The 14,157-nt window shown below is 70.4% G+C and carries 10 protein-coding genes and 1 tRNA gene; 5 read left to right on the top strand and 6 right to left on the bottom strand.

Annotation, left to right across the window (positions count from 1 at the left end; translation table 11 throughout):
- The 4 genes from AB0G63_RS07075 to AB0G63_RS07060 all read left to right on the top strand — a co-directional run bounded on the left by AB0G63_RS07075 (nt 1) and on the right by AB0G63_RS07060 (nt 5,710).
- Nucleotides 1–2,334 carry a hypothetical protein gene (locus AB0G63_RS07075; RefSeq protein ID WP_360745746.1) on the top strand — a complete coding sequence of 778 codons (2,334 nt, stop codon included), beginning with the start codon at nt 1–3 and terminating at the stop codon, nt 2,332–2,334.
- Nucleotides 2,331–3,419 (top strand): hypothetical protein, encoded by a 1,089-nt coding sequence (locus tag AB0G63_RS07070; protein WP_360745501.1) that lies wholly within the window; start codon nt 2,331–2,333, stop codon nt 3,417–3,419. Before AB0G63_RS07075 ends, AB0G63_RS07070 begins: the two co-directional genes overlap by 4 nt.
- Nucleotides 3,412–4,980, top strand: a complete 1,569-nt coding sequence (locus AB0G63_RS07065) for a DUF4407 domain-containing protein (RefSeq protein ID WP_360745499.1) — start codon at nt 3,412–3,414, stop codon at nt 4,978–4,980. The genes AB0G63_RS07070 and AB0G63_RS07065 overlap by 8 nt, the downstream gene beginning before the upstream one ends.
- A 127-nt stretch (nt 4,981–5,107) precedes the next feature.
- Nucleotides 5,108–5,710, top strand: a complete 603-nt coding sequence (locus AB0G63_RS07060; protein ID WP_360745496.1) for a Pycsar system effector family protein — start codon at nt 5,108–5,110, stop codon at nt 5,708–5,710.
- Here the strand turns inward: AB0G63_RS07060 and AB0G63_RS07055 are convergent.
- Nucleotides 5,691–6,797: a hypothetical protein gene (locus tag AB0G63_RS07055; RefSeq protein ID WP_360745493.1), complete on the bottom strand. Its 1,107-nt coding sequence runs from the start codon at nt 6,795–6,797 to the stop codon at nt 5,691–5,693. The two genes, AB0G63_RS07060 and AB0G63_RS07055, sit on opposite strands and share 20 nt — an antisense overlap.
- Nucleotides 6,798–7,078: 281 nt before the next feature.
- On the opposite strand from AB0G63_RS07055, the gene AB0G63_RS07050 reads away from it, so the two are divergent.
- Entirely contained in the window at nt 7,079–8,788 is a 1,710-nt protein-coding gene (locus AB0G63_RS07050) for an MFS transporter (protein ID WP_360745490.1), read from the top strand.
- Between the two features lie 158 nt (nt 8,789–8,946).
- Here the strand turns inward: AB0G63_RS07050 and AB0G63_RS07045 are convergent, their stop codons facing one another.
- From AB0G63_RS07045 to AB0G63_RS07025, 5 genes are all read right to left on the bottom strand, one after another.
- On the bottom strand, nt 8,947–9,813 hold the full coding sequence (locus AB0G63_RS07045) for a hypothetical protein (RefSeq protein ID WP_360745487.1): 867 nt from the start codon (nt 9,811–9,813) through the stop codon (nt 8,947–8,949).
- A 531-nt stretch (nt 9,814–10,344) separates the two neighbouring features.
- Nucleotides 10,345–10,875 carry a hypothetical protein gene (locus tag AB0G63_RS07040; RefSeq protein WP_360745484.1) on the bottom strand — a complete coding sequence of 177 codons (531 nt, stop codon included), beginning with the start codon at nt 10,873–10,875 and terminating at the stop codon, nt 10,345–10,347.
- A 15-nt stretch (nt 10,876–10,890) separates the two neighbouring features.
- Nucleotides 10,891–12,183, bottom strand: a complete 1,293-nt coding sequence (locus AB0G63_RS07035; protein WP_360745481.1) for a NucA/NucB deoxyribonuclease domain-containing protein — start codon at nt 12,181–12,183, stop codon at nt 10,891–10,893.
- 107 nt (nt 12,184–12,290) lie between these two features.
- Nucleotides 12,291–13,487, bottom strand: coding sequence for a hypothetical protein (locus AB0G63_RS07030; protein WP_360745479.1), 1,197 nt, complete (start codon nt 13,485–13,487; stop codon nt 12,291–12,293).
- 587 nt (nt 13,488–14,074) lie between these two features.
- A tRNA-Pro gene (locus AB0G63_RS07025) sits at nt 14,075–14,148 on the bottom strand.
- Nucleotides 14,149–14,157: the final 9 nt, after the last annotated feature.

Here is a 14,157-nt window from a genome sequence, read left to right as displayed (position 1 = left end):
ATGTGGGACCCGGACGCCGGGCCGGCCGTACCGCTCGTCCCGCCCATAGCGCCCGTCCCGCCGGTACCGGCCTCCGGCGACGACACCGCGCCGCCCGCACCGCCCGCGCCGGACGATGCCGATGACGCCGGCGCCGCATCGGAGGCCGGGGAGGCCGGTGCGGCGCCCGACGGCCCGGACGCCGGCCCGGGCGTCGGCCCGGAGGCGGCTCACGACAGCCGTCAGCAGCCGGACGAGCAGGCGGAGGACGACCGTGGCTACGACGACCTGCGCCGCTTCCACCAGCTCGTCAACAACAACTTCTACGGCGCCGTCGACGCCTCCGGGGCGGCCTTCGGGTTCGGCGCCGCCACGTCGCCCGGTCTCGCCCCCGGCGTCATCGAGCCGGCCGAGACGGACCGGGTCCTGCGGTTCTACGTCCCGCCGCAGCCCTGCTTCGACGAGGCGTTCGGCAAGCTGCGCCGCAACGCTCTCGTGGTGCTGACCGCGCAGGAGGGCAGCGGCCGGGGCGCGGGCGCCCTCGCCCTGCTCAGGAAGGTCCTGGGCGGCCGGGCCGAGCTGCGCAGCCTGTCGCCCGCCAACGCCCTCGCCGAGCTGGCCGCCTCGCCGAACCTCAAGCGCGGACAGGGCTACGTCATCCTCGACTACGTCGGCGAGCTGCACGTCGAGGCCGTACAGGCGTACGCGATCGGGCGGCTGAGCGAGGAACTGCGCCGCCGGGGCTCGTACCTGGTGATCACGGCGGGCGACGCCACCCGCCGGCGGCTGGCGCTGCGGGACCACTGCGTGCCGTGGCAGGCGCCGGACCCGGTGGCGCTGTTCGAGCACTGCGCACGGCAGCTCCCGCTCACCGCCGTCGAACCGGACACCGAGCGGGAACTGCTGCGGTGGGTCGGCGAGCAGCGGCGTCCGGCGGACGTCGTCGCCGCGGCCGTGGCCCTGTCGCGCGGGGGCGCGGAGGCGGCCCTGGACATGCTGCGGGACGGGGACCAGAACCGGGTCCGGGAGTGGTTCGGCAGACAGCCGCCGGCGGACGACCTGCTTCCGCTCGCCGCCCTGGCCTTCCTCGAGGGCATCCCGGAGCGGACGTTCGAGGAGCAGTGCGCCGCACTCGCCGCCCATGTGCGCAGCTGGCGGCAGAGCGGTGAGACGCCGGTCGCGGAGCCGGACGGCTCGCCCGAGGACCTGCTGACCGGCGCGGTGGCCGACCAGTCCCGGGCCCGCTGGCGGGACCGCGCGGTGGGCATCGTCACCACCGAACACCGCCCCGGCCCCGGCCGGGACGGCGTCCGCAGCGAGCGGCGGCTGGTCTTCACCTCGCCGCGCGTCCGCGAACTCGTCATCGCCGAACTGCACGACCTGTACGGCTACGCACTCTGGTACCCGCTGCGCAAGTGGCTCGGCGAACTGGCCCTGCTGGGCGACCTGGACACCCGCACGGAGGTGGCCCGGGGAGTCGCCCTGCTGGCCCGGTACGCGCTCGCCGACGTGGACGAGAACCTGCTGAAGGTGTGGTCCGACGGCTTCAGCAGCCAGCGGGTCACCGCCGCGCTGACGCTCCAGTTCATGTGCGACGCGGAGCATCTCGCCCCGCAGGCGCTGAGCATCGTCCTCGGCTGGGAGGACAACAACGGCCCCGCACGTGCCATCACGGCGGCCATGGCGCTGACCGGCCGCCTGGGCGCGCTCTACCGCCGCCAGGCGCTCAACTGCCTGTGGTTCCTGGCGCAGCGCGGCGAGCGGATCGCGTTCGCGTCCCGCCGCTCCCTGGTCCTGCTGCTGCAGACCGCCGAACAGGACCCGGAACGCGCCCGGTTCACCCTCCGGTACGTCCGGACGGTGATCGCGAGGACGGCACCGGGCTCCCGCGACCGCTCGATCGCGCTGCGGATCGCCGTCCAACTCCTGGAAGCCACGCGGCTGGAGGCCCCCGAGCCGGTCACCGCCGCACTGCTGCGCGGCGTCCCGGACAGCGCCCGCCACCTCGGCGCGCTGTGGGCGGACGTCCTGCACAGCGGCAACCGGAGCCGTGCGGTCAGCGCGCTGTGCCGAACGCTCGTGGAACTGCGCGACGACCCGTCCGTCACCGGTGCGGTGGGCGAACTCGGCGAAGCCATGCGCAACGCCATGAACCGGCGCCAGTGGGCGGCCCTGTGCCACCACCTGTCCGTCGCCCTTCGCCACCCCGACTACGCGATCCCCGGCGCCCGCCGGCTCGCGCAGGTGCTCCTCGGATCACTGCGCGGCCGGCCGCCGGCCGACCCCCGGCGCTCCGCCGGGTCCCTCATATCCACCACTCCCCTTCCTTCCTCCCGAGGAGGCCGAAGCAAGTGAACTACCCGGTCATCGCCGAGCACGTCCTGGCCACCGTCCAGGGCACCTGGTGGTCTCGGCGCCGCCGCCGCGAGGACGTGCCGCCGCTGCCGCCCGGCGCGGTCTACGTCTTCCGGGTCGGCGGGAACTACCGCACCTTCCCCGAGGGGATGGTGTTCGACCCGTCCCACCCCGACGTGCTCGAGGCGTCGTCGGTCAGCCTCGTCGACACCCGGGCGCGCCTGGTCGAGGTGGAGCGACAGCTCCCGTCGGTGAGCGAGGCGGACACCTTCACGATGCGGGCGTCGTTCACCTGCCAGGTGACCGACCCGACGGTCATCGCCCGGCAGGGCATCATCGACGTCACCGTCCCGCTGCGCGCCTACCTGATGGGCGACAGCGACCTGCCGAGGGTGAGCGCCGGGCACCGCGTGGAGGAGGTCAACGCGGTGCGGACCGAGGTCACCCACCGGATGACCGCCTACAGCGCGATAGTGCCGCCGCGGGTCGCGGGAACGAGCGTCGAGTTCGTCAGCGCCGAGGTGCACGCCTCGGACGACCTGCGGGACTGGGAGCAGAAGCTGCGCGACGCCCGGCGCGACTGGGAACTGCGGCGCGGCAAGCGTGCCTTCGAGACGCAGGACGCGCTGCAGATCGCGGAACTGCTCGCCCAGGGGTCCGACCACGTGGACGCCTTCGGCATCGTCCGGGACGAGATCGACGTCACCGAGGCGGCGGCCCGTATCCACCGGATCGCCGACGAGGAGTCGGCCCGCCGCGACAAGGCCGACACGGCGGACCGGGCGCACGCGCACGCACGGGAGACGGCGGAGGCGCAGATGCGCCGCGACATGGTGCTGACGCTGCTGCGGCAGATGAGCGGCAGCGATTACGTCGACTATCACCAGGTTCTGGAACAGGTACTGCGGGAGACGGGTGGCCCGGCCGGGCAGGCCGGGCGCGGCCTGCCCGGCGTCGGCGACGGCGCCGACGGCCGCATGGTCGAGTCGGGGCGGCCCCGCCCCGACCGCACGGCGCCGGGCCGGGGCGGCTCCCGGGACCCGCGGGGTGGCTTCGTCATGGACGAGGACGATCTCGTTGACTGACTTCCTGACGAACCCGGTCACGGCCTCGGACACGACGTCCGGCACGACCTTCGACGCCGTGGACGGCCGCACCACGGACGGCGGGGCCGTGACCGGCGGGGCCGTGACCGGTGGGGCCACGATCGGCGGGGCTGTGCCCGGCGTGGCCGCCGCCCGTCCCGGGCACTACCGGTCGGGCGATGGCGACGGCGACGGCGACGGCGAGGGCGGGAACAAGGCCGCCGCCCGTACCGCCAGTACCGCCAGTACCGCCCGTCCCCGGAGCACCGTCCGCCGCCCGTCCGCCGGCTTCGACCTCGACGCCGCGCGACGGCTGCGCGCCCTGACCGGCGTGGACGAGGAACTGCTCGGCAGGATCAGGTACGAGCGGAGCAAGTACACGGCACTCGGCGGGGTGGTGCTCGGCACCTCCGTCATCGCCGCGTTCTCCATGTGGAACTTCGCGACCGAGGCGATCGGCAGGGTCTCCTTCGCGGCCGTCGTACCGACGGCCATCTGGATGCTGTTCGTGCTCAACCTCGACCGCTGGCTGGTCACTCCGCAGCCGAACGCGCGGCGACGGCTCGGCCCGCTTCTCATGCGCCTGCTGATCGCCCTGATGCTCGGCGCGGTGATCGCCGAGCCGCTCGTGCTGCGCATCTTCCAGACCGCGGTCGAGGAGCGCATCGCCGACGAACGCACCGGCGTCATCGACGAGTTGCGCACCAACCTGGTCCGCTGCAACCCCGTACCGTCCACCATGACGGTGGTGACGCCGGAGGGCTGCGACAAGGGATACGTCCTCTCCTTCGGCGCGACGCCCGGCGAACGGGCCGAGGAACTGGCGTCCCTGCGCTCGGACGCCGATTCCCTGCAGAAGCGGGTGGACAAGGACACCACCAGGCTGGAGGCCATCGACTCCGAGGTGCGGGACGAGTGCCGCCGGCTGATCCGCATCGCCGCCACCGGCCTCTACCAGCGGACGTCCGAATGCGAGCGCCTGCGGGACAAGGCACGGGACTACCGGACCACCCACCGCACCAGCGAGAACGAGAAGCGGCTGGCCGGCATGAACAGCCGCATCTCGAAGATCGAGTCCCAACTGACCTCGTCCCGCGGCGCGTTCCTCAAGGCCCGGGCCGACGGCATCCAGCAGCGGCTGGACCAGGAACGCGCCAAACAGAAGGAGATCGGCGTCCTGGAGAGAATCCGGGCGCTTGACGAACTGGCGAGCGGGAACCCGGTTCTCTTCATGGGCATCTGGCTCGTCCGCCTGCTGTTCGTCCTCCTCGACGCACTGCCGGTGCTGGTGAAGTACCTGAGCGGCGAGACGGCGTACGACCGGATGCTCACCAGCGAGAGCAACAGTGCCGTCAAGATCCACAGCGAGGAGATCCGGCTCGCCGAGCGCCGGGTCATGGCGGACCTCGAGATCGCCCAGGACGCCATCGAGCAGAAGGTCCGGCGCCACCGCGCCGAGTCGGAAGCGGCGTTGCGCGAACACACGGCGGAGATGAACATCCGGGTCCGGCAGGCGGTGAACGCACTGGAGGACGAGATCCGCCGCTCGTCGACGGTCTGAGGCGTCCACCGCCCCAGGAACGGCACGACCACGAGGAGCACGTACCGGGAACAGCAGTGAGCACGGCGGCCGCCCCGCACGTACGCCGGGGCAGCCGCCTGCCATCGACGGAAAGGACGGGGAAGGCATGACCACACCGCAAGGCGACACCGGAACGGCCCCAGCCCCGGCCCCGGCCCCAGCGCCAGACCCGGCCCCGACATCGAGCCCGGACGCCCGCACCGCGTCCGACGGGGGCGCGCCCGACGGGGGCGCGGCACTCGCCAGGGTCCTGCTGTCCGAGGCGCGCGAGGAACTCGTCAAGGCCGACAACAAGGCCGGCCTGATGCTGGCCTCCCTGGGTGCCGCCCTGACCGCCCTGCTCGGCGCGATCGGCAGCGGCGTCATCGCCCCGCGGCAGTACCCGGTCGTCCCGCAACTCCTCCTCTGGGCTGGCTGCGCCGCCTGCGCCCCGGCGCTCGTCCTGCTCGGCCTGGCCGTGACCCCGCGGCTCGGAGACCCCCGCGCGTCCCGCACCCACTACTTCGGCGACACGAGGCTGGCGATGTCGGCCGCGCACCTCGAACGGACGGTCCGTCGTACCGACCCCGTGTCGCGGGACCTGAGCCAGCTGGCGGCCCTGTCGCAGACCGCCTGGACCAAGTACCGCTGCATTCGCCAGGCGCTGGTGTGGGGCACGGCCTTCTTCGCGCTCACCCTGCTGGGCATCGTCATGGGAGTGTCGACCTGACCGGGACGCCGCCCGATGTCTCCTTCGGCTCCCTCGACTCCCTCGACTCCCTCGATTCCCTCGACTCCCTCGACTCCCTCGACTCCCTCGATTCCCTCGACTCCCTCGACTCCTTGACGACGTCGACGAGGTCGTGGACGAGACCGAAGAGTTCACGGCCGAGCGATCGCCCGGCGGCGGCGAACAGTTCGGGGTAGAGGCCGGGAAAGGTGTTCTCGTCCACGATGACGGGCCGCCCGTCGCACACGATCAGGTCGAAGCCGACCAGCGGCAGGCCCAGAGCCTGCTGGGCACGCTGCGCGAGCCGGGCGTGCGCCGGGGGAACCTCGCAGCCGTCCACCTCGCCGCCGGCCCCCTCGGCGTCGTACACCTTCACCGCGTCCGCGGACAGCCGGGCGAAACGGTGCCCGCGCTTGCGATAGCCGTACATGAGCGTGCCGTTGACGAAGGTGGTGCCGGTCCAGTCCGCGGGGTCGTTGGGGTAGAAGCGCTCCAGGAGGAAGGTGCTCTCCGTGGTCGCCGCGAGGGTGCTGTCCAGGTAGTCCGCGAGGTCGCGCAGGGTGGCGAAGTCCTCGATCAGCAGGACCCCCTGTCCGAAGGACCCGCGCCTGGGCTTCAGCAGGGCACGGCCCCACTCCGCGACGACGGGTGCGGCGGCGGCCGTGTCGCGCCGGTCCAGCAGGATCGTGTCGGGCGCGGGGAGGCCGGCCCGGGACAGCCGCAGGTGCGCCCGGTACTTGTCGAGGCCGGTCGAGAAACGCACCGGATCGGGGACCACCGGGATGTCGAGGCTGAGGGTGCGCAGCGCCTCCATGGCGTAGCAGCCGGGGTCCCGGGACAGCCAGGCGTGCCAGAGGTTCAGGTCGAGGTCGTTGAGGCAGACGTCGCCGCAGTGGACCTTGCCGTTGCGGATCCAGGACCGGCCGATGTCCAGACCGTGGCGGAACTCGACGTCCGTGAGATCCGCCAGCAGTTCCATGAGCAGCGCGTGGTCGCCGGCCGGGATCCTGTCGGCCTCCGGGTGCGCGGGCGCCGCCCCCGGCCCGCCGCGGCCGGCGGGCGTCAGGAAGGTTCCCACTCTCAGCACGGGCGAAGCCCTTCCGGGAAGCGGCTGTGGGTTCGTCCCGGGTCCCCGTGTCCGGCACCTGTCACCTCACCTCACCTCACTTCACCTCAGCACACCCCGCCGAAGGCCGCACCTCGGCCCGGGGCCGACGGCTACGCCCGGCAGCCGGCCGCCCGGTGCGACGCCTACGCCTACGCCTACGCCGACGCTGGCGCGTCCCGCGGTAACGAACGGCGCACGACGTGCACCCTGGACTACCGGAGCGAGACGCCGCCCCCATGCTCGGACGACAGAAGGGCACCGTGAAACGGCGAAAGAGAGCGAGGCGGACCGGCGCAGAGGCCGACGCGGGAGCCGCACAGGACGTCAGGACGCTGTTCGTCCTGCTCTCCGTCGAGAACTTCCTGATCAACTACACCTCGACCGCCATGAACGTGGCGTTGTCGGCGATGGTCAGGGACCTGCACACCTCGCTGACCGGCGTGCAGTCGGCGATGTCCCTGTACGCGCTGGTGGTTGCCGCGTGCCTGATCACCGGTAGCAAGCTCGGCGCACGCCACGGCTACGCGCGGGCCTTCGTCGTCGGCGGCCAGATCTTCGCCCTGGGCGCACTGATCACCGCCCTCGGCCCGACGCTGCGGTTCATGCTGTTCGGCTGGTCCCTCCTGCAGGGGATCGGCGTGGCGCTGATGCTCCCGGCGCTGGTGTCGATGCTGACCGGGGCCTTCACCGGAGCCACCCGGACGAAAGTCCTGTCGGCCCTGGGCATCACCGCGGGCATCGCGTCAGGGGTCGGCCCCGTGCTGGGGGGCCTGATCACCACTTACCTCGACTGGCGGCTGTCGTTCCTCCTGGAGACGGTCATCACGCTGGTCGTGCTGGTGCTCATGCGGCGGAAGGTGAGCCCCGAGCGCTTCCCGGCGCGCCCCGGACAGCGCTTCGACGTCCTGGGAGCGGTGCTGTCCGCCGCCGGCTTCGGGCTGCTGGTCGTCGCCACCCTGCTGGGGAGCCGCTACGGCCTGATCGAGGCCCGGGAGGACTTCGAGGTCTTCGGCGCCACCGTGCTGCACCGCGGCCAGGTGTCCCCCGTGCCCCTGTTCGCCGGCGCCGGGCTGGTGGTCCTGGTCGTGTTCGCCGTATGGGAGCGGCACCTGATCAAGCACGGCAGGGACCCGCTGGTACGGCTGTCGGTGCTGCGCAACCGCACGATCCGGGCCGGAACCCTGACCATGGTCATGCAGATCCTGGTGCCCACCGGCATGCTCTTCCTGGTGCCGGTCTTCCTGCAGACGACGGCCGGGTTCGACGCGCTGGGCAGCGGGGTCACGCTGATCGCGGTGCCGGTGGGCCTGACGGCGGCGGCCCCGGTGGCCGCCGCACTCGTCGGGAACGGCCGGATCACCCACCGCACGGCCCAGATCTGGGCGTTCCTCTCCATGGCCGCCGGCTGCGTCGCAGTCGCCTTCATGTTCGACCCGCACCGGCAGTATCTGTCGGCCATCGGCCTGGCGCTGGCCCCGGGTCTCCTCCTCGTCGGCATCGGCCGGGGCCTGGCCACGACGGCGACCGACCTCGTCCAGTCGGCGTCCCCGCCGGAGCAGGTGAGCGACGTGACGGGCCTCAGCCGCACCGCCGGCTACCTCGGCAGCTCCTTCGGAGTCGCGCTCGCCGGCGCGTTGATGACCACCTCGCTGCTGTTCGCCTTCGAGGCGGGGACGAACGCCAGCACGGTCCTGTCCTCCGGCCAGAAGCAGTACGTCCAGCAGACCCTCGAACACCAGGTCCAGATCACCGCCGCCTCCGACGACGAGGTACGCGCGAAGGTTGAGTCCCGGGGCATCACGGGCACCGCGGCCGACGAACTCGTACGCATCAACACCCGAGCCAGAGGCCAGGCCCTGACCGCCGCCTCCCTGGGCATGGCCACCCTGGCCCTCATCGGCCTCCTGCTGGCCCTGCGCCTGCCCCGCACCAGAACCCACGGCACCCGCACCGACCGTCCGGCTCACTGACTCGCGGACGGACACCGGCGCGGTGTGACGACGACCGTTGTCTCCTCCCGGAGCAGCGACAAGAACCGGTCAGGTGCCCGGCCCGCTTCCGCGGGTCGGGCACCTGACCGGTGTCACTCTGTCGGGGCGGCGGACGCGAATCCGCGACCGGGGTTGCGTCAGCCCACGCAGTTCGGGACGGGGATGTCGCTGCCGGCGCAGTTGGTGGGCTGGTTGCCCCTGACCCGGCTGGAGTTCAGTACGACGGTTCCGCCAGTGTTCAGCACACCGCCCGGCGCGGCCACGGTGGCCGTGTTGTTGTTGACGTTGGTGTCGGTGATGGTGGTGCTGCCACCGCTCACATTGGCGACGCCTCCGGCGCGGCGGGCCCGGTTCTCGTTGACGTTGCTCCGCACGATCTGCAGCGTGCCGTCGTTGGCCGCGCCTCCGCCGACGCCGCTGACGGCGGTGTTGCCGATGACCCGGCTGCCGACGATGGTCATGTCGCCGTCGTTGGCGACGCCGCCGCCGTTGACGTTGGCGGTGTTGCCGGTGATGGAACTGCTCTCGATCCGCGTCGTCGTCCCCGACACCCCGCCGATGCCACCCGAGAAGTTGGCGTGGTTGTCGCGGATGATGCTGCGGATCACGGTCAGTCGACCGTAGTTCGCGATACCGCCGCCGAAGTCGGGCGCGTCCCCGTTCGTGAGGGCCACGTCATGAATGGTGAGGTTGCCGCCCGAGCCCACCCTGAGGATTCCGAAGTGGGCAGCGGACGAACGGGTGATGGTGCTGTGGTTGCCGTCGATGACGAGATTGCCGGTGATCGTCGGCAGCGGTGCGGTCAGGGGATAGACGCAGCCCGGCGCCAGGAGGAGGGTGTCGTCGCCGGTGGAGTTGGCGTTGGCGATCGCGGTGGACAGAGCGCTCTCGCTGCAGGCGACGGTCGTCTGCGCCGAGGCCGGCGTGGCGCTGGCCAGCACTGTCGCGAGAGCTGCGGTGCACAGGGCCTGCGCGGCGAGCGCGGAAGATCTGCGGGTGAACATGGGTGACTCCCCTGGGTCCCGGAAGGCGGCTGCTCCCGATGGCAACGTCTTCGGAGGCGACGTCTTGGGAGCGCTGGATATGGTTACCGCCGTGCCGGGGCGGAACGGCCCTCGCCGCGTTACGGCATCCCCTGGTTGCCGTAACCGTTTCCGCCTACCGGCCCACACCGGGCTCGTCGCCGGGCCCTTGCGCGTCCAGCCGTCACGGCCGAGTGGACTCGGTGCGTCACGTCGTAGCGCGCAGGCCGCGGGGCCACCGCTGTCCACGGCCCGATGGCCCGCCTCGCGATGCGCGCCGAGCCCCTCGACCATCTCGACACCGCGGAGCTGCTGAAGCCCGGTGGACACGGAAGAGGGCCGCCCACCGGCCCCCGGCGACCTCGAGGACGGCGCCTGGGTTGATCAACGTGTTGTTCCCCTGGTCTTCGGTGTCCAGCCGCAGCGAGCAGCGGCGGGGCGCTGTCCCGACAAGGGCCCTCACCCGGCTTACAAGGAGTGCGCAGCGGAGCTCGCTGCCGTCAGCCCAGACCGTCAGTCGTCGTCCTCCTCGTCCTCGGCGGCAGGTTCCCGTACGAAGGCCAAGTCGAGGACGTAGCGTTCATCGGCCGGGCATTGGTCCCAGGCTGCTCGGATCTGCTCGGGGGTCCAGTCGTCGGCGATGCTGTCGAGGGTTGCGTCGTAGTACGCGGACGCCGCTTCCCGCCCGGACCACCATGCATACCCCTCGTACACGCCTGGGCGTGGCAGGGTCACCTCGCCCGCGGGCCCCATCGTCAGCTGACTGACGACAAGGACGCCGGTAGCGGACTCGATGCTGAGCGGGGTGTGGCCTTCGGCGTCGGCGGGGGGTTTGGGGACTGTGTCCCAGATGCGGATGGCGACCCGTACGTCGATGTCGGACTGGAGGCTGAGCAGGTACAGGTGGTAGCCGTTGCCCGCCACCACCTGTACCTCGGCTGCCTCCATGGCTGCTTCGTCGCCGAGGTAGGCGTCGGCGTCGTAGACCTCGACGACCCGGCGGTCGGGCCGTGCGGTGACGCTGTGTTCGCCGAGGAGTGCCATGGGAGAACCTCTCTGTCAGCCGGTGATCTTCACGTAGAAGGCGTCGCCGTCCAGGACACGGTTGGTGGTGTACATCTCGTCGAGCCGCTTACCGCCGGCCCGGTTGTCCTTGCCGTCGATCAGGCGGACGGAATAGCGATTGTCACCCTTGGTCGAGCCTTCCTTGGTGCTGGCGAAGGGGTACTCGTCGCATTCAAGCCCGCTTCCCGAGTAGTCGCCCCACACCTTCTTGCACTCCTTGATGGACTTGGTCCGGTTCGCGTCCTGCTTGTCCTTGTTGACCAGCCTGTGAAGCGGTTCTTTCTCTCCGGGAACGGTCTTGCCCGCGAAGGACGGGAAGGTGCGTTCCGGGCGCTTCATGGCGTCGTAGATGTGTAGTGCGCTCTCCTTCACGGCGGAGTCCTTGCGGCTCATGACGAGCTGCACGCGGGCTCCGGTGAAGACGGTACCCATGAACTTGCCTGCAACGGGTCCGGCGTAGTCGAAGCGGATGGCGGAGTGATAGGCATCGACCTCTTGGTACGGGGAGACGCTGGGCGAAGAGACGGTGAGATCCATAAAGACGGTGGCGGCGACCTTCTGCTGGTTGCCGTTGTTGTACTGGGGGCCCAGATCGGGCGAGGTGTAGGAGAGCGTCCACGTGGGTTTTGTGTCCCAGGCGCCGAGAAGTTCGTCCCGTTTCTCCGTGCCCGGTTTGATGACCTGCGGATTCGGGTCACTGGAGCTGGCGTTGACGCTGTCCCGGAAGAACTGGCTGATGCTCCATTTGGTGGCGTCCTCGGTCCCCGCGGTCTGGACGCGGATGTTCTCGACGCTGGCCACGTAGTCGACCCTGCGGCTGCCGTCGTAGGAGAAACCGAGGGTCCACATGTCGAACCAGAGTCGGCCGATCGCTTCGGTGCCGTTCTTGTCGCGCAGGACCAGGTCGTACGGCTTCTTCTGGCAGCTCTCGAAGCGGCTCTTGATCCAGCCGGCCTGGGTCTTCGCGGCTGCAGCCTGCTGTTCGCACTGCTGGCGAAGGTCCGTCTGTTCATCGGCGGGCGTCCGCCGGAGCGCGTGCGCGAGTGGGCCGCGTCCGCCGTGCGAGCGCTGATAGGCCGCAAGCGGTACGGGGCGATTCAGGTTCCGGAGTTCCGACTTGGGAACGGACGACGCGGCGACGAAACGTCCGGAGGCCGCGTGCCCTGCGTCATCCGCTGACTTGGGTGCGGCGGTCGCCGCGGTGGTGGCCAGGAGGGTCACGGTGCAGGCGGCTATCGCTGCGCGGGCCCAACGCATGCGTCCTATTCGGTGGTTGACATATTGCATACGGAATGCTCCTTGCGAAGCGGGTGAAGTCTCAGGGTCTGGAGGAGGCGTCGGCAGGGATTCCCTACGACGTCCTGGGCGGGCGAGCATTTGCTGGTTCCGTCCGGTCAGGAAGGGCACATCTGGCCCCAGCACGCCTCGAGGAGCTGGCCGGTCCGGGCCGAGTACACGGCCGTGAAGCCCCGGTAGAGCCGGTGGTCGTGCTCCAGCCCGGTGGTCATCTGCCGGGAGGTGACGGTCCAGGTCGCCTCCGAGCCGGAGCTCAGTGCGCGTTCGTCGGTGGTGGACGACCGGGTCAGACTGATCTGCTGCGGGTCGACGGCGAAGGAGCGCGCGGCACGCTCGCGGAGGGATGTTGCGCTGGGCGCGTCGTCGTCGGCCCGGGCGGTCGTTGCCTGCGGCTTGGCATGCCGGGCGATGGCGTTGCACACGTCGGCAGTGCGTACGCACTCGGCCAGACCGGGCACTTTCTGGAGGCAGCTGTCGGGGTCCCGGTCCAGGCACGCCGACAAAGCGTTCTGGTCGACGCCGTTGACGTCGGCCGGTATGCCCTCTGACTGCCGCAGGGAAGCCCACGACGACAGCCCAGCCGCGGCCCGTGTGGGGGTGACGGAGGGCGCGGGCTTGCGCGGCTTGCTCGCCGTCCACTGGGTGAAGTCGGTGTTGTCCGTCAGCTTGCTCTTGAAGCAGTACGGCGGCTTGTTCGTGCTGCTGCAGGTGGGTAGCGACAGCACCTTGGCAACGTTCTTCGTGGCTACCTGGTGCCAGGACTTGTTGCCGTCCATGAACTGCATGCGGCTGGCGATGTCCGGGACGTTCGTGTACTGCGGGCCCGTGACCTCAAGTCCGACGTCGATGCGGTTGGTGTTGCCTCCGACGACCTTGAGCTGGTCGGTGGTGCTGCCCACCGTGTTGAAGTCGTACAGGACGTCCCACTGGTTCCCGGTGGCCTGGCGGACCAGCATGTAGGTGTGGTTGCGCTTGTCCTGCTTGGTGGGGTTCACCCCGGCGGTGATGGCCTTGGTGCGTCCGCCGTTCTTGCCGAGTTCGGTCCAGCGGGGCCCGTACTTCATCGTGGTCTTGCCGGTCTTCTCGGCGTACAGGCCGATCTCGATGTTCCGGCCGAACTCGTTGCCTTGAGTGTTGGGCGTGAGACGCAGGTAATTCGACGTCTGTACAGTCGCGTTGGTGCTGATCTGGTCGTAGGCGATCGGTACGTTCCGCCAGGTGGCGAAGCCTCCGATCGTGGGCTGGCCTGGCCGGCTGCAGGTCATGGCCCAGAAGGTGATCTGGGCGCTGTACATCGTGTTGCAGGCGGTCTTCGGGGCGTCAGCCTGTGCAGGCGCAGCTCCGGCGAGGGGCAGAGCTATGCCCACAGCTGCGGTGGATATGAGGGCCGCAAGTCTCCTGCGTATGCGCAACGTTGTTCCCCCTGCGACGGATAGTGACGGTCGCAGGGCAAGGTATCGAACGTACGATCTATGAGTCCTCTCGTTTTCCCGTGTCGCCGCCTCGAGCATCGTGATCACTGTCACGTGCAGGTAGCTTGGCTGCGGTGCAGGAGGTGCATGCGGGCGCCGACCGGAATGCGGCGGCCAGGGCGGCAAGGACGCGGATGGGGTCCTCGTCGGGGGCGGGTTCCAGGGAGTGGAGGCGACCGCGACAACGATCACGAAACGGCATGAGGTGGAGGTCGTGGCCGGACCTCACCGGCTCCTGTGCTCGTCGGCTTCCCTTGATGCGTCTCGTGCCGTCTCCGCGGGAGCGGAATGGGAGTCGCTCGGCAGCCGGATCCCGAAGTCCGCTCCCAAATGGCTCCCAAGAGCGACAGAAAACGAACCAGGGGCCCGACCCGCTAAGCGGATCAGGCCCCTGACCTGGTACTACGGCGTCGGGGTGGCGGGATTTGAACCCACGACCTCTTCGTCCCGAACGAAGCGCGCTGCCAAGCTGCGCTACACCCCGGTGTCGCTG

It is taken from the genome of Streptomyces sp. NPDC020996, assembly GCF_040641355.1.
Classification (GTDB): domain Bacteria; phylum Actinomycetota; class Actinomycetes; order Streptomycetales; family Streptomycetaceae; genus Streptomyces.
Note: the sequence above shows the minus strand (reverse complement) of the source record. Positions and strands in the feature narration are given on the sequence as shown.

Coding starts and splice junctions, on each gene's coding strand:
- AB0G63_RS07075 (WP_360745746.1), top strand. CDS start 1: ATGTGGGACCCGGACGCCGGGCCGGCCGTACCGCTCGTCCCGCCCATA.
- AB0G63_RS07060 (WP_360745496.1), top strand. CDS start 5,108: ATGACCACACCGCAAGGCGACACCGGAACGGCCCCAGCCCCGGCCCCG.
- AB0G63_RS07045 (WP_360745487.1), bottom strand. CDS start 9,813: ATGTTCACCCGCAGATCTTCCGCGCTCGCCGCGCAGGCCCTGTGCACC.
- AB0G63_RS07040 (WP_360745484.1), bottom strand. CDS start 10,875: ATGGCACTCCTCGGCGAACACAGCGTCACCGCACGGCCCGACCGCCGG.
- AB0G63_RS07035 (WP_360745481.1), bottom strand. CDS start 12,183: ATGCAATATGTCAACCACCGAATAGGACGCATGCGTTGGGCCCGCGCA.
- AB0G63_RS07030 (WP_360745479.1), bottom strand. CDS start 13,487: ATGTACAGCGCCCAGATCACCTTCTGGGCCATGACCTGCAGCCGGCCA.